The following is a 25,129-nucleotide window of genomic DNA, read 5'->3' on the forward strand; positions in this document are numbered from 1 at the left end:
GAGTATACTATGTACACGTTTTCAAACAGACTTAAAATAGGATCTTTCATTGCAATGGCAGTAGGATTGATTTGTTTAGCAACAGGTTTTTTAACTGCTCCCAGTACTGTGGAAGAAGCCAAGGCAATGGTCGCGGCTCATGATGATGGTCACGGTGGCGGACATGGTGAAGATGCATTACATAATAGTGCAGCTGCAGATGATGAGACGGTGGGTCATCATGGTACAGAAACACATTCTGAAGCGCATGATGCATCACACGACGAGCATTTGTTACATCAATTACAAAACAGACCTTGGTCTGCTTTGTATGTAGCAGCTTTTTTCTTTTTTATGATATCATTGGGTGTTTTGGCGTTTTATGCCGTTCAACGAGCCGCACAGGCAGGTTGGTCACCGCTGTTGTTCCGTGTTATGGAAGGGATTACTGCCTATCTGGTTCCCGGTGGGATTATAGTATTCGTTATTTTGGTTCTTAGTGTATTGCACATGAACCATATGTTCGTTTGGATGGATGCAGAAGTAGTTGCCGAAGATAAATTGTTACAGGGGAAAGCAGGGTATTTGGACGCTACTTTCTTTTTGATCCGTGCTGCAATTTTCTTGGGAGGATGGATTTTCTATAGAGAATATTCCAGAAAGCTTTCCTTGGCTCAGGATGCATCGGATGACAATTCAAATTTCGTTAAGAATTTCAGATGGTCTGCCGCTTTTTTGGTATTTTATCTAATAACAGAATCAATGATGTCTTGGGATTGGATTATGAGTGTGGACCCACACTGGTTCAGTACTTTGTTCGGATGGTATGTTTTCGCAAGCATGTTTGTTTCGGGAATAACCGTAATCGCTATGATTACGATATATTTAAAATCAAAGGGGCATTTACCAGATGTAAACGATAGCCATATTCATGATTTGGCAAAGTTCATGTTTGGAATAAGTATTTTTTGGACCTACCTGTGGTTCTCGCAGTTCATGTTGATTTGGTATGCCAATATACCAGAGGAAGTTACCTATTTTATAACCAGAATCGAAGATTACAAGCTGCCATTTTTCGGAATGTTGGCGATGAACTTCATTTTCCCATTGTTGGTATTGATGAACAGCGATTATAAAAGAGTAAATTGGTTCGTGATAATGGCTGGGATTATTATCCTCTTTGGTCATTACATGGACGTTTTCAATATGATTATGCCTGCTACAGTTGGGGATCAATGGTATATAGGATTACCTGAAATTGGAGGAATATTGTTCTTTGGGGGATTATTTGTATACTGGGTATTCAATACCCTTACCAAGCAACCTTTACAGCCCAAGCGCAATCCATTTATAGAGGAGAGTAGACAATTTCATTATTAATACGATTAAGGCTTAGAAAGATATACAATGACTGCATTATTAACATTGACTGTTTTAGTACTGGTAGCAATCGCAATCTGGCAGATGACCAAGATTTTCGAATTGTCCCAATTGAAAACAGAAAACACTGAGGTAGCTACTGATTCCGATAACAAGTATAATGGCTATCTTTTGTTCGCATTCTTGATTTTTATCTACGGGATCACGATATTCAGTTTTGCGAAATATACAAAGATGCTTTTACCAGAAGCTTCATCCGCACATGGTGGTGAATACGACCAATTAATGTGGGTGTCTTTTGCCATCATCTTTTTTGTCCAGACCATTACACAAGCACTACTACATTATTTTGGCTATAAGTATCGTGGTGAAAAGGGGAAAAAAGCATTGTTTTATGCAGACAATGATCGTTTGGAGTTCATATGGACTATCATTCCTGTTATTGTGCTCGCTGGCTTGATTCTTTGGGGATTATATACATGGACAAATATTATGGATGTCAATGATGAGGACGATCCTTTGATTGTAGAACTATATGCACAGCAATTTAATTGGACGGCACGCTATGGAGGTGAAGATAATGTTCTTGGAGATGCCAGTGTACGATTAATCGATATCAACAAGGCAAATGTACTCGGTTTGGACGAATCAGACCTGAACGCAGCAGACGATGTTATTGTAAAAGAATTACATTTACCGGTAGGGCGCAAAGTGAATTTTATGATGCGATCACAAGATGTTTTGCATTCGGCCTACATGCCACATTTTAGGGCACAGATGAACTGTGTACCAGGAATGATTACACAATTTTCTTTTACACCAACAATTACTACAGAAGAGATCAGGTTAAACCCGGATGTGGTCGATAAGGTAAAAAGAACAAACGCAATAAGGGCAAAACGTGCTGCAGAAGGGAAACCGGATTCTGATCCTTGGGAATTTGATTATGTATTGCTTTGTAATAAGATATGTGGAAAGTCCCACTACAATATGCAGATGAAAATCATTGTTGAAACAGAAGAAGAATATAATAAATGGATGGCAGAGCAAGCTACCTTTAAACAGACTGTAATGTCAGACGATACAAAACAGGCATTTAATACGGTTGATGCAGCTTCAGATTCTTCCGAAGTGGAAACTACGCCTGAGGATGCTATCGATGAGGAGTCCACTGAGGGTACAATGAAAGACGAATCTGCTGATGATGATTCCGAAGAGTAAAATAGGCTATAAAAAGAAAATATAAATATTAAAAATTTAGGTTATGTCTGTAACAGCACATGCACCAGCACACGTAGATGATCATGCACATGATGATCACGGTCACCATCATAAAGAAACGTTTGTAACCAAGTACATTTTTAGTCAAGACCATAAGATGATTGCCAAGCAGTATCTTATAACAGGTCTTATTATGGGATTTATAGGCATAGCAATGTCCCTATTATTCAGGATGCAATTGGCATGGCCAGGTGAATCTTTCCCGATTTTTGAAGCTGTTCTTGGAAAATGGGCACCAGATGGTGTAATGGATGCTGATATATATCTGGCACTGGTTACTATTCACGGTACCATAATGGTATTCTTTGTACTGACTGCAGGATTGAGCGGTACGTTCAGTAATTTATTGATTCCATTACAGATTGGAGCTAGGGATATGGCATCAGGATTCTTGAACATGCTTTCCTATTGGATGTTTTTTACTTCCTCCGTAATCATGGTAATTTCATTATTTGTTGAAGCTGGGCCTGCAGCAGCAGGATGGACAATATATCCACCATTAAGTGCACTGCCAATGGCACAACCAGGTTCTGGGGCGGGTATGACACTTTGGTTGGTTTCAATGGCCATATTTATAGCATCATCATTATTAGGTTCTTTAAACTACATAGTTACGGTAATCAATTTAAGAACTAAAGGAATGTCGATGACACGCTTGCCATTAACAATTTGGGCATTCTTTGTTACCGCAATAATTGGTGTTATTTCTTTTCCAGTTTTACTTTCTGCTGCCTTGTTGTTGATTATGGATAGAAGTTTTGGAACATCATTTTTCCTTTCAGATATTTTTATTCAAGGCGAAGTATTGCATTATCAAGGAGGGTCACCGGTATTGTACGAACACTTATTCTGGTTTTTAGGGCACCCAGAGGTTTATATTGTATTATTACCTGCATTAGGTATTACATCCGAAGTAATGTCAACAAATGCGAGAAAACCAATATTTGGCTACCGAGCGATGGTCGCTTCTATTTTGGCAATTGCCTTTTTGTCCACTATAGTTTGGGGCCACCATATGTTTATTTCGGGGATGAACCCTTTCTTGGGCTCCGTATTTACGTTTACAACGCTCCTGATTGCTATTCCGTCCGCAGTTAAAGCCTTTAATTATATAACCACTTTATGGAAAGGGAATTTACAGCTCAATCCAGCCATGTTGTTTTCCATAGGCTTGGTTTCAACTTTTATAACAGGTGGTCTTACAGGAATTATTTTAGGGGACAGTACTCTGGATATTAACGTCCATGATACATATTTCGTTGTTGCCCACTTCCATTTGGTAATGGGTATCTCTGCATTATATGGTTTATTTGCAGGTGTATATCATTGGTTCCCAAAAATGTTCCAGGGTAGGATGATGAACAAAAATCTAGGGTACGTACACTTCTGGATAACCGCAATTTGCGCTTATGGGGTATTCTTTCCAATGCATTTTGTAGGTATGGCTGGTGTTCCAAGGCGTTATTACCAGAACACTGCATTTCCAATGTTTGATGAATTGACAAACGTACAGATATTAATGACTGTATTTGCTATTGTTGCAGGAGCTGCTCAGCTGGTATTTGTGTATAATTTTATTAGTAGTATATTTTACGGAAAAAGAGGAGATAAAAACCCTTGGAAATCAAATACTTTGGAGTGGACCGCACCAATGGAGCATATGCATGGAAATTGGCCCGGTAAAATACCGCACGTACACCGATGGGCTTACGACTATAGCAAGACTTACGAAAATGGCGAATATATTCTACCGGGACAGGATTTTGTACCACAGGATACTCCGCTTCAAGAAAACGAAGAAGAACTCAATCATTAAGCTCTTCAAAAAATATGAAACCCATCCAAATCGGATGGGTTTTTTCTTTTGTAGTCTTTGCGTTACTAATTATTATGGTTAATTATAATATCTTTAAATATCCTTAAGCAAATAATTGTGAAAAACCTCATTCTTCTTTTAATATTGTTAGGCTATATCACATCCACAGCACAACGTAAACCAAGAATAAAAGGAAGTAGGACTGTAACGGAAGTTAATGAAGAACTGCCGGATTTCAATGCAATTCAACTGAATGATGATTTGGATATTGTATTAAAAAAATCATTTGGACCAGGCTACATAATAGCAGCAGATGATAATCTGGTAGACATATTAAAGTTTGTAGTCGAAGATAGCACCCTAATTATAAGCTCTTTTTACGATGTCTCTTCCAAAAAACAGCTCGATATAACTATAAACTACACAGAACTCAAGGCAATTACTATTAAAAATGGCAATGTTGTTTCAGATGATATCATAAAAAGTGATGAATTATTTGTTGATGCCTTTGCGGATACAAGAATGAATTTAAAAGCGAGCGCTGCTGTAATGGATATTAATTTGGAAGATACAAGTTCTGGTGATTTTAATGTAGATGTAGACTCGCTTAACATTAGTATAAATAATAGGGCATCTGCTTATGTGTATGCGGTAAACGAAACCAGTAGGGCTGATTTGGAAGGTAATGCTTCATTAACATTGGAAGGAACAACCGACCGATTGGAAATTAATCTAATCTCCAATGCGAAATTTAAAGGTGAAAAAATGGAAACGGCTTCACTTAAAGCAAATCTTGAGAATACCTCAAATGCCAGACTATACGCCTTTAAGGATTTGGAATTATCTGCCAAGGGCAATTCAAAAATCTATCTTTTCGGAAATCCAAAAATCACCATACTGGAATTTTTGGATACCGCCCAATTGATAAAGAAGGTAGAATAAAATTAGTTGTTCTAGCAAAAGCCGGTAGTTTGACTACTAACCACTAACTATTTAGCTATCGGGGCGGTAAGACAATGCTCGGGTATTCCAAATCCATCCACGAGAACTTCAATATGTGGTCGAAGCTCGGTGGATAAGCGTTCTACACGTTGACGAATTGCTTTTGATTTTGTTCCCCCAATATATCCCTGCTCCAAGTACCAACTTGCATCGGTGTGAATCTGGTTCAACGCATAAAGCGTTCCTAACTTTTCGAACAAGGTCTTGTATTCTTTATTGGATATGGTCAGGCAAAACTCACTATACATTTCATAGGCCAATTCCACACTATAAGCTTTTCCCAGAACCAATAAATGTGTCTGTACTTTTAAAAATGCTTGATATGAAGGAATTCCTTTCTTTATATAGTTTCTGATTCGCATCGCCAATGTGTATGTTAATCTTCGGGTTCTATAACTGAAAGCATGTTTATGAAACTTTGGATTGTATAAATGATCCTTATCAACTTTATTGGAGTATGCAGGATTTATAGTACTCAATTTGTCTGCAAGTTGACTCCGTAACAATTTTAATACTGATGTAAAACCTGCACTATTAAATTCCGCCTTAAAATCGGACAAAACACCTTTAGCTGCTAGCTGAAGCAATACGTTGTTGTCTCCCTCAAAAGTTGTAAAAATATCTACATCTCCTTTTAGGTCCGCAATTCTATTTTCCAGTAAATACCCTTTTCCGCCACAAGCCTCACGACATTCTTGAATTGCATCATTTGCGAACCAGGTGATAATAGACTTTAAACCAGCAACTTGGGTCTCTATTTCCCGCTTGTCAAATTTGGAATTGTCACTATAGCGCTTCATCAATTCCACTAATGTGATATGGTAAACATAAACACTTGCAACTTTTGGCGTTAATCTGACTTGGTGCGTAGGATAGTCCATGATCAAATCTTCCTGGATTTTTATGCTGTCATTGAACTGTCTTCGGTTCAAAGCATGTTTTACAGCAATGGTCAGCGCCATTTTTGCTCCGCCCAAAGCACCTTTGGCAACGCAAATACGACCTCCTACCAACGTGCCGAGCATCGTAAAAAAACGTTTGTTGGAATTTTTTATGGCTGAAAAATAAGTGCCGTCGTCCCTGATTTCACCATATTTATCAAGCAGATTTGTACGGGGCACTTTAACTTGATCGAACCAAATTTTACCATTGTCAACTCCATTCAGACCTAATTTGTAACCGTTATCTTCAACCGTGATCCCTTTAAGCACATTGTGATTTTCATCACGTAAAGGAACTAAGACAGCATGTACACCTTCATTTTTGCCATCTACAATCAATTGTGCAAAAACCGAAGCCATTTTTGAGTGCAGTGCATTGCCAATATATTCTTTGTTATCGTTTTTGCCCGGTGTGTGGATAACAATCAAATCCGAGGTTTTATCATAAGTAGCGGTTGTCTTGATTCCTCTAACATTGGAACCATGCCCGGTCTCGGTCATTGCAAAACACCCCAGTAGTTTCGTTTTTCCCGTTTCCGCCAAATATTTGTCGTGATGTTTCTTAGTGCCCAATTTTTGAATGCTCCCACCAAATAATCCAAATTGTACTCCAAATTTTATGGCCAAACTACCATCAACAAACATTAAATGTTCAAAAATTGCAGCATATGCAGGCATATCCCCTATGCCGCCATACTCTTCATCGTAGGCCATGGCACCATAGCCATTTTCGCCCAAAAACTTTACCTGTTTCAATATTTTGGCACGGAATTTTTCCTTGTCTCGCTGAATGCTCCAATCAAAAATGGATTGATCAAGAAATTTTCTAAAATCGGTAACGATGGATTTATGGCTGCCCATAAGAATTCCATCCAGAATAGTGGAAGAATATTGGTCTGAGGATTTCTCGTGGATTACCTCAACATCGAACAAATGATTGTAGTGATTGGGTTGTATGCCCAGATTTATTTCAATATGTTTTAAGTAATCATTGAGTTCTTGTTGGTGAGCATTGGAATTTCCCAACCTTTGGCTTAGGGAAGTTAATGGATATGTATCATTTTCTACCAGTTTTACATCCGAATTTGAAATGATGCGCTGCCAACTTTTCATTTCTTCATTGGAAGGGGGAAAGTCCCGTTTCAACCATAATAGGAGTTGCTGTTTTTCACCTTCATTTAGAGAATTGTCATCTTCAATGGCCCTGGTCACTACGGAAATCTCTGAAGCTGAAAGTAAATCATCCGACCAAATAATATAGAAAAAAGGAATGTATTGTAGAATTCCGATTGAATAATCAGTAGTTGGCATAAATCGTTATAGTTGAAGTAATTTTTATTTAATGTAACTAAGTTAAGGTTTAGATTTTTAAGATGACCATGATAGAGCATTTGATGGGTATTTTAAATGAAATGGTTTCAAGCAGACTTCGATTTCAACTATATTTGTTAGAAGATGAACGAAAATTTGAATCCTACGCCAGATAATTTTTCTGAGGAAGAGCTTGATATTGAAAGAGCTTTAAGGCCAATTACCTTCGATGACTTTACGGGCCAAGAACAAGTCTTGGAGAATTTGAAAATTTTTGTGCAAGCCGCAAATCTGCGCGATGAGGCTTTGGACCATACCTTATTTCATGGACCACCAGGTCTGGGAAAAACAACTTTGGCGCATATTTTGGCAAACGAACTGGGGGTGGGAATCAAAATTACATCAGGACCAGTGCTCGATAAGCCCGGAGATTTAGCAGGACTCTTGACCAATCTAGAAGAAAGGGATGTTCTGTTCATTGATGAAATACACCGCTTAAGTCCCATTGTAGAAGAGTACTTATATTCTGCCATGGAAGATTATAAAATCGATATTATGATAGAAACCGGACCAAACGCAAGAACGGTCCAAATTAATTTAAGTCCTTTTACGCTGGTAGGCGCCACTACCCGTTCAGGATTGTTAACGGCACCAATGCGTGCAAGATTCGGCATACAGAGCAGGTTGCAATATTACAATACCGAATTATTATCGACCATTGTAGAACGCAGTGCAGAAATATTAAAAGTTCCTATTACCAATGACGCTGCCATTGAGATTGCAGGCAGAAGCAGGGGCACACCTAGAATTTGCAATTCTTTGTTGCGAAGAGTAAGGGACTTTGCCCAGATAAAAGGCAATGGTAATATTGATATGGATATTTCAAAATTTAGTTTGAAAGCTTTGAATGTCGATGCTCATGGCCTAGATGAAATGGACAATAAAATACTTAGTACCATCATCGATAAATTTAAGGGAGGCCCTGTAGGGATTACAACCTTGGCCACTGCGGTTTCCGAAAGTGCCGAGACCATTGAGGAAGTATATGAACCTTTTTTGATCCAACAGGGTTTTATCATGCGCACCCCAAGAGGGCGAGAAGTTACCGAACTTGCTTACAAACATCTTGGCCGCATAAAAGATGGAAAGCAAGGAGGGCTGTTTTAATGAAAAATCTCCCCCATGTTTCCGCGTTTAAAGTACTCCTTAACAGCAAACGTATTTTAAGAAACCCGCTACCCTTTCATTATGAAAATTTTGAAAAACTAGGCGATACGTTTCGTATTTCTATACCAGGGGAAGGAGAAGTTTTGTTTTCAAGAGACCCTGAGTTAATCAAACAAGTACTCCAAAAAAAGCATCGATATTATTCAAAATCCAAGCTCCAGACCAAAGATTTGGCAAAATACATCGGTTACGGATTATTGACATCAGAAGGAGAACATTGGCGAACACATAGACGAATGGTGCAGCCTGCATTTCATGTAAAAAAGTTAAAAGGACTTTTCGGCATTATGCGAAATGCCATCGTGGATGAACTGAAACGTATAGAACCCAATTCGCAGCAAAACGTATTTGCCCTAATGGGTGATTTGGCGTTTCAAGTGGTAGCAAAATCACTCTTTAGCAGTAATGACATACGAGAACCTATGTCTCGACTTCAGCAGATTACAGAAGAAAATCAAAAAATGTTGATTCGAGAAATGCGACAGCCCTATTTCAAATGGTGGTTCAAAGCTTCAGGGGAAATAAAAAAGCATTTAAAAATGTCTCAAATAGGTCGCGATATCCTAAATGATTTAATCGAGGAAAGATTAACCAGCGGACAGGAAGGGCAAGACCTATTGGATATGTTACTCAAAGCTACCTATGAAGACGGTTCAAGGATGCCCAGAAGACAGCTCATCGACGAGGTTTTGATCCTCTTTACAGCAGGGCACGAGACCACAGCAAACGCTTTGGCGTTTACCCTCTATTTTATAAGTAAGGATGAAGAATTGCAAGCAAAACTTTTTGCTGAAATCAATACTTTGGAGAATGAAAACTATACTTTGGAAGATTTGGGCAAGTTATCCTTGACGATGTCCTGTATCAAAGAAGCAATGCGGTTGTATCCTCCAGTATATTTCATTGACCGCGTAGCTACGCACGAAAATGAAATTAATGGACTCTTGATGAAAAAGGGAACACTGGTCTTACTTTCCATTTTTGAATTGCATAGGCACCCAGAATTTTGGAATAAGGCTACTGAATATATTCCTGATCGTTTTATGAAGATGAACATGAAAGAAGCTTCTAATTATTATTATCCTTTTGGAGCGGGTCCGCGCATGTGCGTTGGAAATGCCTTTGCAAATTATGAAATGGTAATGGTGATTATGGAAATCATCAAAAAATTTAAAATCAGTACAAAAATGACCAGTGTGGAAATCAATCCCATGATTTCTTTGAAACCCAAAGAAGTTACGCTGAGTTTTGTTGCTCGATAAAATGAATATACAATCAAATACAGCACTAATTAAAAATGAAGCAAGACGCCTTGGTTTTTTGTCCTGTGGAATCTCCAAAGCTGAATTTCTAGAAGAAGAAGCTCCAAGATTGGAAAAATGGCTCAACCAAAATATGCATGGAGAAATGCATTATATGGAAAACCATTTTGATAAACGTTTGGACCCTACCAAATTGGTGGAAGGCTCCAAATCCGTAATCTCTTTGCTGCTAAATTATTATCCATCAGAAACTCAAAATAACGAGAGCTATAAAATTTCTAAATATGCCTACGGAACAGATTATCACTTTGTGATAAAAGATAAACTGAAATCGTTATTGAATTTTATACAAGAGGAAATTGGAGAGGTTCACGGCAGGGCGTTTGTTGATTCTGCGCCGGTACTCGATAAAGCCTGGGCTGCCAAAAGTGGTTTGGGATGGATGGGCAAGCACAGCAATTTATTGACCCAACAAATAGGTTCGTTCTATTTTATTGCCGAGTTGATTGTTGATTTGCAATTGGAATATGACACACCCGTCTCGGATCACTGTGGAACATGTACAGCTTGTATTGATGCCTGTCCTACAGAGGCCATCGTTGAGCCCTATGTGGTGGACGGTAGCAAATGCATCTCTTATTTTACCATTGAGCTGAAAAATGAAATTCCAAATGAATTTAAAGGAAAGTTTGATGATTGGATGTTTGGCTGTGATATTTGCCAAGATGTCTGTCCTTGGAACCGTTTCTCAAAAACCCACAACGAACCGCTCTTTGATCCCAACCCGGAACTACTGTCCATGACCAAAAAAGATTGGGAGGAAATCACCGAAGATGTTTTCAAAAGGATATTCAAAAAGTCTCCAGTAAAACGAACAAAATACACTGGTTTAAAGCGAAATATAAAATTTTTAAAATCTTGAAAACCAACTATAACGATTTCGCCAACCCTTTGATAATAATAGATGTTAAGTTTTTTTTAAGAAAAAATTAAAAATACTATATTGGCTGCTAAGGGAACTATGATTTTCTTAAAAACCGACCAATAAAATTATCATAATCCAAAAATTTTGGTAAATAGGTTTAAAAATCATGGTTAAAATAAACTAATACTAAACTAACTAAATCAAGAAAAGCCATGAGTGGATTACAGACTTTGGATATTGTTGTGATTCTGGTATACCTCGTAGGGATTATTATCTATGGAATATCAAAATCGAAAAGAAGTAGCTCAGAAGACTATTTTTTAGGAGGTAGAACCATGACATGGCCCATTGTCGGAATTGCACTTTTTTCCGCAAATATTTCCAGTTCAACGTTGGTCGGCCTAGCTTCAGATGGTTTTCAGACAAATGTCAACGTTTATAACTACGAATGGTACGCGGTTGTAATTCTTATTTTCTTCTCTATATTTTTCCTGCCCTTTTATTTAAAGTCTGGAGTTTATACCATGCCAGAATTTATGCAAAGGCGTTATGATAAAAGATCTAGATACTACTTCTCACTTATCACCATAGTTGGTAATGTATTGGTAGATACTGCCGCGGGGCTTTATGTGGGTAGCATTGTTTTAAAACTGTTGTTCCCAGATGTTGATTCTACATATATAATCATTGGTTTGGCGGTAGCAGCAGCTGCCTATACCATTCCTGGCGGATTGAACTCTGTGATCCAGACAGAAGTTATACAGGCAGTATTGTTGATTATCGGTTCATGTTTATTAACCTATTTTGCTTTTGAGGAGCTAGGTGGCGGATGGAGCGCTATGATGTCCAAACTTGATGGTGCTTTGGCTTCCGGTGATGTAAATTTTGGGGATAGAGCTGCCGAGGGCAAATTTATTCCTGCAAATGCAGATGAAGTTTTTAGTTTGGTTAGGCCGGATAACGATGAATTTATGCCTTGGTGGGGACTTTTAACGGGAGTTCCTCTTTTGGGCTTTTATTTCTGGGCCAATAATCAGTTTATGGTGCAACGTGTGCTGGGAGCAAAAGATTTGAACCACGGGAGATGGGGTGCGCTGTTTGCTGGTTTATTGAAACTTCCTGTAATATTCATCATGGTAGTGCCAGGGGTATTGGCACTTTTACTTTTCAATACTTTGGATATTTCAAATCTAAATTACCCACTTGCGAGCGGGGGTATGTGCGAGAATCTTTCAGATTGTCCCAACTTGACCTATCCCGTTTTGTTATTCCAGCTTTTACCGACGGGAATCCTAGGCTTGGTAGTGGCTGGATTGTTGGCAGCAATGATGTCTTCAGTATCCGCTACGTTCAATTCTGCCTCAACATTGATAACCATGGACTTTGTAAAACAACTAAGACCAGAAATGACGAGCAAACAATTGGTGCGGGTAGGCCAGATTGCCACTTTAATTTTGGTTGCCCTAGCATCAATGTGGGTACCATTTATTGAAAGAGTTAGTGATTCACTATGGGGATACCTGCAATTGGTAATAGCATTCACCAGTCCACCAGTGGTATCGGCATTCATACTTGGTCTTTTTTGGAAAAGAGCCAATGCAACAGGTGCCTTTGTTAGTTTATTGGTTGGTGGAGCATTTGCAGTTTTCATGATTCTATCCGCAAGCTATGATATCTCTCCCTATTTGAATGAATTTCATTTTCTTGCAAAGGCAAATCTTTTATTTGTGATAAGTATAGTGACCCATGTTGTGGTCAGTTTGACAACGGAATTGCCAGATGCTCAAAAAGTAGCGGACTATACCTATAGAAAAGAATTGTTTACCGAAGAAACAGAAGAGCTAAAAGCCTTGCCTTGGTATAAAAACTACAGGTATTTGGCGATAATATTGTTAATTGTAACAACAATTATAGTTAGCTATTTTTGGTAGTTATCCGTTAAAAATAGAATGAAGACGCCACTAATTAATGGCGTCTTTTTATTTTACATTGATGTAAGTGCAATTGAAAAGAATAACCTATACATTTATAGCTTCAATAAAATCAAATGAGCAAAGAAAAACAAAGGCGTGAAGCATTACTTTACCATGCAAAGCCACAGCCCGGTAAAATTAAGATTGTTCCAACAAAGCCTTATGCTACCCAGAGGGATTTGGCACTTGCCTATTCTCCCGGGGTTGCCGTGCCTTGTCTTGAAATCGAGAAAAATAAAGATGATGTCTATAAGTACACGGCAAAAGGAAATTTAGTAGCGGTAATTTCCAATGGTACGGCAGTTTTGGGATTGGGAAATATTGGTCCCGAAGCATCAAAGCCCGTAATGGAAGGAAAAAGTCTCTTGTTCAAGATCTTTGCAGATATCGATGGAATGGATATTGAGTTGGACACTACAGATGTGGATAAATTTATTGAAACCGTAAAAACCATAGCTCCAACTTTTGGTGGTATAAATCTAGAGGATATTAAAGCGCCAGAGGCATTTGAGATTGAAAAACGCCTAAAGGAAGAATTGGACATACCCGTAATGCACGATGACCAACACGGTACGGCAATAATCTCTGCTGCTGCTTTATTAAATGCACTTGAACTTACCCATAAGAAAATGGAAGAGGTGAAAATAGTGGTCAGCGGAGCAGGTGCCGCAGCAGTTTCCTGTACTAGATTGTATAAAGCATTCGGTGCAAGAGCTGAAAACATAGTGATGTTGGACAGTAAAGGTGTCATCCGTAGCGATAGGGAAAATCTTTCCAAGGAAAAGACGGAGTTCGCTTCAGATAGAAAAATAGATACTTTGGAGGAGGCCATGCAAGATTCCGATGTTTTTATTGGATTGTCCATTGCCAATATTCTTACACCTGCAATGCTAAAATCAATGGCTAAAGACCCTATTGTATTTGCAATGGCAAATCCGGACCCGGAAATCGAATATAATTTGGCTTGCAAAACACGGGATGACATTATTATGGCAACCGGTCGTTCTGATCACCCCAATCAAGTGAACAACGTTTTAGGGTTCCCGTTTATTTTTAGGGGAGCGTTGGATGTAAGGGCCACCAAAATAAATGAGGAGATGAAGATGGCTGCTGTAAGAGCACTTGCAGACTTAACTAGAGAGCCCGTTCCAGAGCAGGTCAATATTGCTTATGATACTACCCGGCTGACCTTTAGTAGGGAATACATCATACCAAAACCTTTTGATCCTAGATTGATAACGAAAATTCCACCTGCTGTTGCAAAAGCTGCTATAGAAAGCGGAGTTGCCAAATTTCCCATACAGGATTGGAAAAAATATGAGGAAGAACTGTACTTAAGGTCTGGAAACGACAATAAAGTTGTGCGATTATTGCACAATAGAGCACGTGTCAACCCAAAACGAATCGTTTTTGCGGAAGCCGAACTTCTTGACGTTATGAAAGCTGCACAAATTGTTCACGATGAAGGTATTGCTCTGCCAATTCTTTTAGGGCATAGGGAAACCATAGAACAACTTAAAAAAGAGCTGGAGTTTGATGCGAAAGTGCCGATTATAGATCCACGGTCAGATGAGTTCAAGGATATGCGTTCACGTTATGCAATGAAACTTTGGGAGTTCCGAAAAAGAAAGGGAGAGACAAAGTATAGTGCAAATGTTAATATGGGCAAACGTAACTATTTTGGAGCCATGATGCTGTTGGAAGGAGATGCGGATGGGATGATTTCAGGATATTCAAGGGCATATCCGTTGGTGCTAAGACCCGTATTTGAAGTGTTGGGGAGAGCAAAAGGTGTAAAGAACGCTTCAACAGTGAACATAATGATTACTGATAGGGGCCCTTTGTTTTTGGCAGACACCTCTATCAATATTGATCCAAGTGCCGAAGCTTTGGCAGAAATAGCACAAATGACCGCGAACGTTGCCAATACATTTGGTTTCAATCCTGTTATGGCCATGCTATCTTATGCAAACTATGGCTCTTCAAACCACCCCAATTCAAAAAAAGTAAGGGAAGCGGTTAAAATATTACATGAAAGAAATCCTGAGTTGGTAGTGGACGGGGAAATTCAAACCGACTTTGCCCTAAGTCAGGAATTGAACCACAATAATTTTCCGTTTTCAAAATTGGCGGGGAAAAAGGTGAATACATTGATATTCCCAAATCTTGATTCCGCGAATATTACCTATAAATTGTTGAAAGGATTGAATAATGCAGAATCTATCGGTCCAATAATGGTAGGTCTTCGCAGATCGGCACATATTTTACAATTGGGTGCCAGTGTGGATGAAATGGTTAATATGGCCGCCGTCGCCGTTATCGATGCCCAAGAGCGCGAGAAGCGAAGAAAAGCAAAAAAAGGAGAATAGATGGTTAAAACTAAAGATAAGTGCAAGTTCAAAACCCAAACCCAGAGTAGAACAATGAATAAGTAATAACCAACTACGAATAACAAACAACGCTCGTACTGAGTGAAGTCAAAGCAAACAACAAACATCCATGATTACTCATTTAAACGGTAAATTAGTTGAAAAAAACCCTACGTATATCATAGTTGAATGTAGTGGGATAGGATACTTTTTAAATATTTCACTGCATACCTTTTCGCAATTAAAGGATGAAGAAAATATTCACATTTTTACACATCTGCAAGTAAAAGAAGATTCACATACTCTTTTTGGTTTCGCAGAGAAATCGGAACGTGAAATTTTTAGATTATTGATCTCGGTTTCAGGTATTGGTTCAAGTACTGCGAGAACCATGTTGTCGTCGTTGTCACCAGCTCAAGTAAGAGATGCCATTGCCAATGGAGATGTCCCTTCCATACAGGCAATAAAAGGTATTGGGGCAAAGACGGCACAGCGCGTTATTTTGGACCTCAAGGACAAGATTTTAAAAGTTTATGATATAGACGAAGTTTCATACAAATCAAACAATACTAGTAAGGAAGAAGCGTTATCTGCTTTAGAGGTTCTCGGTTTTGTCCGCAGACAATCTGAAAAGGTTGTGGACAAGGTACTATCCGGTGATCCTACACTAAGCGTTGAGAACATTATAAAATTAGCGCTGAAAAATTTATAAGTAGTTTGAAAAGAGGGGCAAAACCAATACTTAAGTCACTAAGATTTAAGTACTTTTTCTTTTTTATCTGTTTTCTGATAACCGCCAACCTAACAGGCCAGGAAACCAATGAACAAGTACAGGATTCGGTAAAAACGGGTTTTGAACTTGGTCGGTTGATATTGGAAAACCCCGATAGCATTATCGCTAAATATACCTATGACCCAAAAACCGATTTATACGTTTATACGGAAAGTGTAGGCGAATTTGATATCAATTACCCTATTATCTTAACTCCCGAACAGTACTTTGAACTTGTTCGTAAAGAACGAATGAAATCCTATTTTAAGGAAAAGATAGACGCATTCACGGGAAAAAAGGAAGGCAGTGAAGAGGCACGTAAAAACCTATTGCCCAATTTTTATGTAAATAGCAACTTTTTTGAATCGATTTTTGGAGGTAATACCATTGAGGTTATTCCACAAGGCTCCGTTGCAATGGATTTGGGTGTTTTGTGGCAGAAAAACGACAACCCCGCACTTTCACCAAGAAACAGAACCAACCTTTCTTTTGATTTTGACCAAAGAATAAGTTTGAGCTTATTGGGAAAAGTTGGGGAACGCCTTCAAGTAACGGCCAACTATGATACAGAAGCCACTTTTGATTTTCAGAATTTGGTAAAAATAGATTACACGCCCACTGAGGACGATATCCTTCAAAAAATAGAGATAGGTAATGTAAACATGCCCTTGAACAGCTCGTTGATTACCGGGGCACAAAGTCTCTTTGGGGTGAAAACACAATTACAGTTTGGGAAGACAACGGTCACTGCGGTTTTCTCAGAACAGCGTTCACAAAACAATACAGTGGTTGCACAAGGAGGTGGAACGGTAAACGAGTTTGCCTTAACAGCTTTGGACTACGATGAGGACAAACACTTTTTCTTGGCTCAATATTTTAGGGACAATTATGATAGGGCACTTGCCAGTTACCCATTCATACAAAGTCAGATACAGATCACAAGGCTAGAAGTTTGGGTAACCAACCGTAACCAACAGACCCTGAACGTTAGGAATGTGGTCGCTTTACAGGATTTGGGAGAAGTTGAGCTTGGAAGCGATGGTAGGGAAATTACCAGAATAGGAAAAGAGAATAACGCACCTCCAGGATTCTTTAATATTTTACAACCTGGTGCTTTGCCTCAGAACAGTGCAAATGATTTTGACCCAGCATTGATAGGGAATGGTGGGGCAATGAACACAGGTGTAAGAGATATTGCTACAGTAGACAATGGTTTCAATGTAGAAGCAAATCAAGGATTCGATTATGCTATATTGGAAAACGCACGAAAATTAGAACAAGGAAGAGACTATCAATTTGATACTCAGCTAGGATACATTTCCTTGAACCAGCGTTTGAGCAATGATGAGGTTTTGGGTGTTGCTTTCCAGTACACTTTTAATGGGGAAGTATTTCAGGTTGGGGAATTCGCAAATGGGGGCGTGGATGCCACTACAGTGTCTGGTGGCGTAAATCCAATAGTGGAAAATAATACTTTGATTCTTAAGCTTTTGAAAAGTAATATTACCAATGTAGAAGATCCAATATGGGATTTAATGATGAAGAATATCTATTCCACAGGTGCCTTTCAATTGAGCGAAGAGGACTTTAGGTTGAATATCCTTTATTCTGACCCTACCCCAAGAAACTACATTACTCCTGTTGACCCTAACGCAGGTTGGCCAGACGGTCTTGAAGATCGCATACTTATCAATGTTTTCAACTTTGATCGCTTAAATGTCTACAATGATGTACAACCGGGCGGAGATGGTTTTTTTGATTATGTGCCGGGCATTACTATAGACCCCCAGACCGGTAGAATCATTTTTACAAAAGTGGAACCTTTTGGTGAGTTCCTATTCAATCAATTGGGAGGTGGAACGTACGATGTGGAAAATGACCAGGGCTACAATGTCAATCAACAACGTTATGTATTCCGCAATATGTATGCGAAGACAAAAGCTGCTTCCCTACAAGATGCTGAAAAAAATCGTTTCCAGTTAAAGGGCCGTTATAAATCACAAGGAAATAACGGTATACCAATCGGAGCCTTTAATGTGCCCAGAGGTTCGGTAAGGGTTACGGCAGGGGGACGGCAACTACAAGAAGGCATAGATTATACGGTAAACTACCAGGCCGGTACAGTACAAATTTTAGATCCAAGTTTGGAAGCTTCCAATACCCCAATCAATATTTCAGTGGAGAACAATGCGGTTTTTGGACAACAGACCAGAAGGTTCACGGGAATAAACGTAGAGCATAAATTCAATGAAAACTTTGTTTTGGGTGGAACGTTATTAAACTTAAACGAACGGCCACTTACTCAAAAATCAAACTTTGGAATAGAACCTGTTAACAATACCATTTTTGGATTAAATGGAAATTTTAGTACCGAGATTCCTTTTTTGACAAGATTGGCCAACAAACTTCCTAACATAGATACCGATGTCCCTTCCAATTTATCCATTCGTGGTGAAGTAGCTTTTTTAAAGCCCAATTCCCCTAAAAATGCAGATTTTGAAGGAGAGACCACAACGTATGTTGATGATTTTGAAGGAGCGCAGGCATTGATAGATATTCGTTCTTCGTTGGGATGGACCCTTGCTAGTCCCCCTGTTGAATTTTTAGAGGACAGAACAGATATTAGTGTGGGTTTTGAGCGTGCAAAAATGTCTTGGTATACCGTTGATCCTATTTTTTATACAAACCAAAGACCCTCAGGAGTATCGGATAATGACGTATCATTGAACGCAACCCGTAGGGTATTCATCAACGAGGTCTTTACAGAAACAGATGTGGCCCAAGGGCAAACCCAAGTACAGGGAACTTTGGATATGGTATACTACCCAAACTCAAAGGGGCCCTACAATGCCAATCCAAATTTTGAAGCAGAAGTCAACAATGATAAATGGGCCGGTATAATGCGTCCGTTAAGCAGTACCAATTTTGAACAATCAAATGTTGAATTTGTTCAATTTTGGGTGTTGGACCCTTACGTAGATGGCCAAACCAATGATGCGAACGTAGGAGAGTTGGTATTGAATCTGGGAAATATTTCAGAAGATATTTTGAAAGATGGAAGAAAACAATATGAAAACGGACTTCCTGCAACCACGAACAATGAAATTCCAAGAAGCACAATTTGGGGTCAAGTACCTTCCACCCAATCCTTGGTATATGCTTTTGATGCTGATGAAACGAACAGGGCATTACAGGATATAGGATTGGATGGGCTGGACGATACGGAAGAACAATCGATTTATAATGGCTCTAGCGAAGACCCTGCCTTGGACAATTACCAATATTATTTAAATAGAGAAGGTGGAATACTGGAGCGTTATCTAGACTTTAACAATCCCGAAGGTAACTCACCAGTTGCAGTTACCAATACAAACAGGGGATCTACCACCTTGCCGGATGTAGAGGATATTGACAGAGACCTCACTATGAATACGGTAAACAGTTATTACGAATATCGCATCCAAATAAAACCAAATACTACTGTAAACGATCAATACGTAACGGATATAAGGGAAGGTGTAGCAAGTGGAAATAGAGTGCCCAACGGAACAGAAGTGAACTATCGATGGATTCAATATAAGATTCCGTTAAGTGATTTTACCGATGCGGTAGGCGGAATTACGGATTTTCGCTCAATTAGTTTTATGCGGATGTACATGACAGGATTCGCTAGCGATGTCATACTTCGTTTTGCCACGTTGGACCTGGTTCGTGGGGACTGGAGAACGTACACTAATTCTTTGGAACGACCAGGACTTGACGATGACCCTTCTGATGATGGTACCGTTACAGATGTAAATACAGTGAACATTGAGGAAAATTTTAATAGGCAGCCCATACCTTACGTACTGCCTCCCGGTGTAGTTAGGGAACAGCTAAACAACAATAACACCATTATTCGGCAAAATGAGCAGTCTTTATCATTTGTGGTGGAAAATTTGGAATCCGAGGATGCCCGTGGGGTTTTTAAAAACGTGAATATTGATGTAAGACAGTACGAACGAATTAAAATGTTCATGCACGCCGAGAAAATATTAAATGGGGACTATTCGGATAATGATACTCCTCTTGTTGGTTTTCTTCGTATCGGAACAGATTTCTCGGAAAATTTTTATCAAATAGAACTGCCACTTCAATTCACACCTTTCAATGTAACTTCCCCTGACCAGATTTGGCCGGACGTAAATCAAATCGATATAGCCCTGAACGATTTGAACAAGGTAAAATCCAGGGGAATTGCGGAACAATCGCTCAGTGATATAAATTATTATGAAATCGTTGATGGAGAAGCAATTTTGGTAGACGAATTCGCTCCAAGGACTCTGGGAAGATTGCGGATAGGAATTCGCGGAAATCCCTCATTGGGAAGCATTCGTGGAATGATGGTGGGCGTTAAGAATATTGATGACCTACCTGCCAGGGGAGAAGTCTGGTTCAATGAGCTACGCTTGGTAGGTTTGGATAATAATGGAGGATGGGCCGCCATAGCAGCATTGGATGCTAACATGGCAGATTTTGCGAACATAACCGCAACGGGAAGCAGAAGTACATCAGGTTTTGGCTCTATAGACCAAATGCCCAATGAACGCTCCCGGGAAGATGCCATAGCATACGATGTGGTCACCAATGTGAATGTAGGGCAATTGTTTCCAAAAAAATGGGGACTCCAACTTCCGTTCAATTATGGTATTTCAGAAACATTGATTACTCCCGAGTTTGATCCTGTTTACGATGACTTAAAGTTGGAAGATCGCATTGAAGCCGCTGAAACTGCAGAAGATGCAGAAACCATTCAAAGACAGGCCGAGGATTACACGAAAAGAACAAGCATCAATCTTATAGGCGTAAGAAAAGATAGGGGCGAGGAAGCCAAGGAGAATTTTTTCGATATAGAAAATTTTACATTCAATTATTCTTACAATGAAACGGATCATAGGGATTTTGAGGTTGAAGAATTGAGAGATCAAAATGTGACCACGGGTTTTGTATACAACCATAATTTTAAACCAGCACCTGTTGCGCCCTTTGTGAAAAAAGATTCATTGTTCATGAGCGAATATTGGAAATGGCTTAAAGAGCTCAATTTTAATGTTTTGCCTACCAGCATTTCCGTCAACGCCAACTACAATCGGTCTTTTAACCAGCAAAGATTCAGGGACGTTCTTGAACCTGGGGTGGAGTCTTTAGAGCTTCCGCTTTTGCAACAGCGTAATTATTTGTTCAATTGGCAGTATGCTTTAAATTACAGTATTACAAAATCATTGCGATTGAATCTAACAGCGTCCAATAACAACATTGTTCGCAATTATTTTAATGTGGATGACGATGACGATTCCGGTATTAACCAAGCTTTGGATTTATGGGACGGTTTTTTTGATATCGGTGAACCCAACAGACATTCACAACAAATGCAGCTGAACTACGAACTGCCGTTCAGCAAATTCCCCTTCCTTAACTTCATTAATGCGCAATATACCTATACCAGTAATTTCGACTGGCAACGTGGAGGGGATGCCTTGAACGAGGTTGCCCGTGAGGATATCAATACAGTTCAGAATGCCAATACCCATAACTTGACAGCGAATCTGAGCATGCAGCGTTTTTATGATTTTCTTGGTCTAAAAAAGAAGGATGGTAAAGTTTCGGCCAATCAAGCTGCTGCTAGAAGGGATAAAGCGGGCAATACAGCGTCAGGTGAAGGAAAGAAAGCACCTAAAAAAACAAGCAAGGCTTTCAATACTATTATTGATGTTGTTACCATGGTAAAAAGGGTTAATGTTAATTACAGTGAAAACAATGGTAAAGTGCTTCCTGGGTACACACAGTCTATTGGATTTATTGGAACTACAAGACCGACTTTGGGTTTTGTTTTTGGCAGTCAGGCGGATGTACGGTTTGAAGCGGCCAGAAATGGCTGGTTAACGACTTTCGAAGAATTTAACTCTCAATATTTGGAGAATTCGAACAAGCTGTTGAATGTCACTGCTACGGCGCAACCTACCCAAGATCTGACCATAGATTTGACTATGGACAGGCAAATATCCAATAGTTATCAAGAAAATTTTCAGGTCAATGATTTGGGTAATGGAGAGTTTCAATACGAAGAATTGTTGGGCAACAATTTTGGAAATTTCAGTATTTCCACAATGATGATAGGAACCTTTTTTAACAAGAGCGATGAATTTGATTCAGAAACATTCGATCAGTTCAAGGAAAACAGGATTACCATAGCGAACAGATTGGTTTCCGATAGGGGGCAGACACCCGGTACTTTGGATGAAGATGGATTCCCACAGCGTTACGGGAAAACACAACAAGAAGTCTTATTGCCCGCCTTTTTTGCGGCATATACCGGACAAGATGTAAACAGGGTCAACTTAGATGCTTTTAGGGATATACCCGTTCCAAATTGGAATATCAAGTATACGGGATTGATGAAAAATAGATGGTTTAAAAAGAAGTTTAAGCGTTTTTCTTTGAGCCATGGTTACCGTGCGGCATACAGCATCAATTCCTTTCAAACCAATTTAGAACGTGAGAATGGTACGATAGACCCTGAAACCGAAGATTTCCTTCCAGAAAACATTATTAATAATGTCGTACTCACTGACCAGTTCAATCCACTGATTCGTATGGATTTTGAAATGAAGAATTCTTTTAGTTTTTTGGCCGAGGTAAGAAGCGATAGAACACTATCATTGAGTTTTGATAACAATCTTTTGACAGAGATTAACGGTAAAGAGTATACAGTAGGATTGGGCTATCGATTTAAGGATGTAAAGTTTGTAACCAATATTGGTGGTGAAAAAACACGCCTTAAGGGTGATTTGAACTTAAAGGCTGATTTATCTTTAAGAGATAATATAACAATAATCCGAAATCTTGACATAGACAACAATCAAATTACATCTGGGCAGAGTTTAATGGGTATTAAGTTTACTGCGGATTATGCCCTGAGCAAAAGCTTGAACGCATTATTCTTTTACGACCATACTTTTTCGGAATTTGCAGTATCTACTGCCTTTCCACAAACAACGATCAATACAGGTTTTACACTCAGATATAATTTTGGAAATTGATTTTACTTCTCTATCCAACCTATTTTTTACATAATTTTTTGAACAATATTTTGTTTGAAAAGATATCGCTGATCCGTTACATTTGTCATAAGACTAATATAAATTGAAACAATGAACGTACCGGCAGAATTAAAGTATACAAAAGATCACGAATGGATTAAAATCGATGGCGATACGGCAACTGTTGGCATTACGGATTTCGCCCAGGGAGAGTTGGGGGATATTGTATATGTTGAAGTTGAAACCGTGGACGAAACCTTGGAAAAAGAAGAAGTTTTTGGCACGGTTGAAGCTGTGAAGACTGTCTCTGACCTTTTTTTGCCATTAAGTGGAGAAATAATAGAATTTAATGAAGCATTGGAAGATGAACCTGAAAAAGTAAATTCCGATCCGTACGGTGAGGGCTGGATGATTAAAATAAAAATAAGTGACGCATCAGAAGTAGATGACTTAATGAGCGATGAAGAATACAAAAGCCTGATTGGTGCTTAAAAATTATTTTTTACATTATCATTTATAAGCTGGGTAACGTTTATTACGATGCTCAGCTTATTTTCTTTTTCAGGCTTGGATACTGGTGGAATGAATATTCCCCATGCCGATAAAATTATCCACTTTTTGTTTTACTTCATTTTTTCAGTCTTGGGTTGTCTATTTTTGAGAGAAAGAACACAAGGCGCTATGGGATTGGTCAAAGCAGTAAAATTTATGCTGGTTACGACTGTAGTGTATGGCATATTTATTGAGGTGCTACAGTACGCCATTACCTCGAATCGTATGGCCGAAATGGGCGATGTTTTGGCAAATAGTTTAGGTGCATTTGTAGGAGTTGGCCTAATTAAGTGGTTTTTTTCTAAAGAAAGGCCGATAAAATGGAAAATTTAATTGCTTATTTAACCAATTAATAATTAAATTAGCAAACATTAAAATTAAAACAATGGAACTAAAAAAGAATCCAAAGGCAGATGTAGGTAAAAACAGTTCGCTCTATTTTGTAATAGGGTTGACCGCTGTTTTGGGATTGGTTTATGGCGCCATGGAGTGGAAGAAGTATGATAATTCCAATGACTATGATATTTCAATGAACGTTGAAGATCAATTGGATGAGGAAGTACCGATGACAGAACAGATAAAAACTCCGCCACCGCCACCGCCACCAGCTGCACCTGAAGTCATTGAGGTTGTAGAAGATGAGGAAGAAGTTGAGGAAACTGTAATCGAATCAACGGAAACCAGTCAAGAGGAAGAAGTAATGGAAGTTGAAGAGGTCGAGGTAGAGGAAGTTGATGAGGATATATCGGTTCCGTTTGCTGTAATTGAGGACGTACCTGTTTTTCCGGGTTGTGAAGGATCCAGTAATAAAAAAGCATGTTTTCAAGAAATGATGCAAAAGCATATTCGCAAAAACTTCCGTTATCCGGAAATTGCCCAAGAAATGGGTGTTCAAGGTAGAGTGAACGTGATTTTTGTTATTCAAAAAGACGGTAGCATCGGTAATATAAGAATGCGTGGACCAGATAAAAATTTGGAGAAAGAAGCTTTGAGAATTATCAACAAGCTTCCTAAAATGACTCCAGGCAAGCAAAGGGGAAGAGCGGTAAAAGTACCTTTCAGTATTCCAATTACCTTTAAGCTGCAATAAAGTATACTATTTTTATTGAGGTAGAAATGGAAAAAGCCCTAGCGGAAACGCTAGGGCTTTTTTTTTAAAAATTTGTCAAGAATGTTCTTTCGTCAATTCAAAATTGCCATTCGTGAATTGTATCCTCATTTTATCTATCGGAAAAAGTATTTTTATAAAATAGGACAGTT

At 38.9% G+C, this 25,129-nt stretch carries 15 protein-coding genes; 14 read left to right on the forward strand and 1 reads right to left on the reverse strand.

All coding sequences use genetic code 11. The annotated features are described in order from the left end of the window. Positions 1 to 9: 9 nt before the first annotated feature. From HME9304_RS10335 to HME9304_RS10350, 4 genes are all read left to right on the forward strand, one after another. Positions 10 to 1,359, forward strand: a complete 1,350-nt coding sequence (locus HME9304_RS10335; protein ID WP_112378521.1) for a quinol:cytochrome C oxidoreductase — start codon at positions 10 to 12, stop codon at positions 1,357 to 1,359. A gap of 27 nt (positions 1,360 to 1,386) precedes the next feature. Beyond that, on the forward strand, positions 1,387 to 2,580 hold the full coding sequence (locus tag HME9304_RS10340) for a cytochrome c oxidase subunit II (protein ID WP_112378522.1): 1,194 nt from the start codon (positions 1,387 to 1,389) through the stop codon (positions 2,578 to 2,580). Positions 2,581 to 2,623: 43 nt separating this feature from the next. Further along, positions 2,624 to 4,456: a cytochrome c oxidase subunit I gene (locus HME9304_RS10345; protein ID WP_112378523.1), complete on the forward strand. Its 1,833-nt coding sequence runs from the start codon at positions 2,624 to 2,626 to the stop codon at positions 4,454 to 4,456. Between the two features lie 117 nt (positions 4,457 to 4,573). Next, on the forward strand, positions 4,574 to 5,398 hold the full coding sequence (locus HME9304_RS10350) for a GIN domain-containing protein (protein WP_164674832.1): 825 nt from the start codon (positions 4,574 to 4,576) through the stop codon (positions 5,396 to 5,398). A gap of 47 nt (positions 5,399 to 5,445) precedes the next feature. Here HME9304_RS10350 and HME9304_RS10355 read toward each other — a convergent pair whose 3' ends face one another. Beyond that, entirely contained in the window at positions 5,446 to 7,710 is a 2,265-nt protein-coding gene (locus tag HME9304_RS10355; RefSeq protein ID WP_112378525.1) for an acyl-CoA dehydrogenase family protein, read from the reverse strand. A 144-nt stretch (positions 7,711 to 7,854) separates the two neighbouring features. Between HME9304_RS10355 and ruvB the strand changes: the two genes are divergently transcribed. From ruvB to HME9304_RS10405, 10 genes are all read left to right on the forward strand, one after another. Next, the gene (gene ruvB / locus HME9304_RS10360) at positions 7,855 to 8,877 is read left to right on the forward strand and encodes a Holliday junction branch migration DNA helicase RuvB (RefSeq protein ID WP_112378526.1); all 1,023 of its coding nucleotides are present in this window, start codon (positions 7,855 to 7,857) and stop codon (positions 8,875 to 8,877) included. Continuing rightward, on the forward strand, positions 8,877 to 10,199 hold the full coding sequence (locus HME9304_RS10365) for a cytochrome P450 (protein ID WP_112378527.1): 1,323 nt from the start codon (positions 8,877 to 8,879) through the stop codon (positions 10,197 to 10,199). Before ruvB ends, HME9304_RS10365 begins: the two co-directional genes overlap by 1 nt. Before the next feature lies 1 nt (position 10,200). Then, positions 10,201 to 11,121 carry a tRNA epoxyqueuosine(34) reductase QueG gene (gene queG, locus HME9304_RS10370; protein WP_112378528.1) on the forward strand — a complete coding sequence of 307 codons (921 nt, stop codon included), beginning with the start codon at positions 10,201 to 10,203 and terminating at the stop codon, positions 11,119 to 11,121. A 215-nt stretch (positions 11,122 to 11,336) separates the two neighbouring features. Continuing rightward, on the forward strand, positions 11,337 to 13,055 hold the full coding sequence (locus HME9304_RS10375; protein WP_112378529.1) for a sodium:solute symporter: 1,719 nt from the start codon (positions 11,337 to 11,339) through the stop codon (positions 13,053 to 13,055). A gap of 116 nt (positions 13,056 to 13,171) precedes the next feature. Next, positions 13,172 to 15,466, forward strand: coding sequence for an NADP-dependent malic enzyme (locus HME9304_RS10380; RefSeq protein WP_112378530.1), 2,295 nt, complete (start codon positions 13,172 to 13,174; stop codon positions 15,464 to 15,466). 130 nt (positions 15,467 to 15,596) lie between these two features. Then, entirely contained in the window at positions 15,597 to 16,178 is a 582-nt protein-coding gene (gene ruvA, locus HME9304_RS10385; protein WP_112378531.1) for a Holliday junction branch migration protein RuvA, read from the forward strand. A 5-nt stretch (positions 16,179 to 16,183) separates the two neighbouring features. Further along, the gene (gene sov, locus HME9304_RS10390) at positions 16,184 to 23,317 is read left to right on the forward strand and encodes a T9SS outer membrane translocon Sov/SprA (RefSeq protein ID WP_112378532.1); all 7,134 of its coding nucleotides are present in this window, start codon (positions 16,184 to 16,186) and stop codon (positions 23,315 to 23,317) included. Between the two features lie 111 nt (positions 23,318 to 23,428). Next, positions 23,429 to 23,809, forward strand: a complete 381-nt coding sequence (gene gcvH / locus HME9304_RS10395; RefSeq protein ID WP_112378533.1) for a glycine cleavage system protein GcvH — start codon at positions 23,429 to 23,431, stop codon at positions 23,807 to 23,809. A gap of 48 nt (positions 23,810 to 23,857) precedes the next feature. Continuing rightward, the gene (locus tag HME9304_RS10400) at positions 23,858 to 24,202 is read left to right on the forward strand and encodes a VanZ family protein (protein ID WP_112378534.1); all 345 of its coding nucleotides are present in this window, start codon (positions 23,858 to 23,860) and stop codon (positions 24,200 to 24,202) included. A gap of 52 nt (positions 24,203 to 24,254) precedes the next feature. After that, a complete protein-coding gene (locus tag HME9304_RS10405; RefSeq protein WP_112378535.1) occupies positions 24,255 to 24,959 on the forward strand; it encodes an energy transducer TonB in 705 nt (234 codons plus the stop codon). Positions 24,960 to 25,129 lie beyond the last annotated feature (170 nt).

Source organism: Flagellimonas maritima (assembly GCF_003269425.1).
GTDB classification, from domain to species: domain Bacteria; phylum Bacteroidota; class Bacteroidia; order Flavobacteriales; family Flavobacteriaceae; genus Flagellimonas; species Flagellimonas maritima.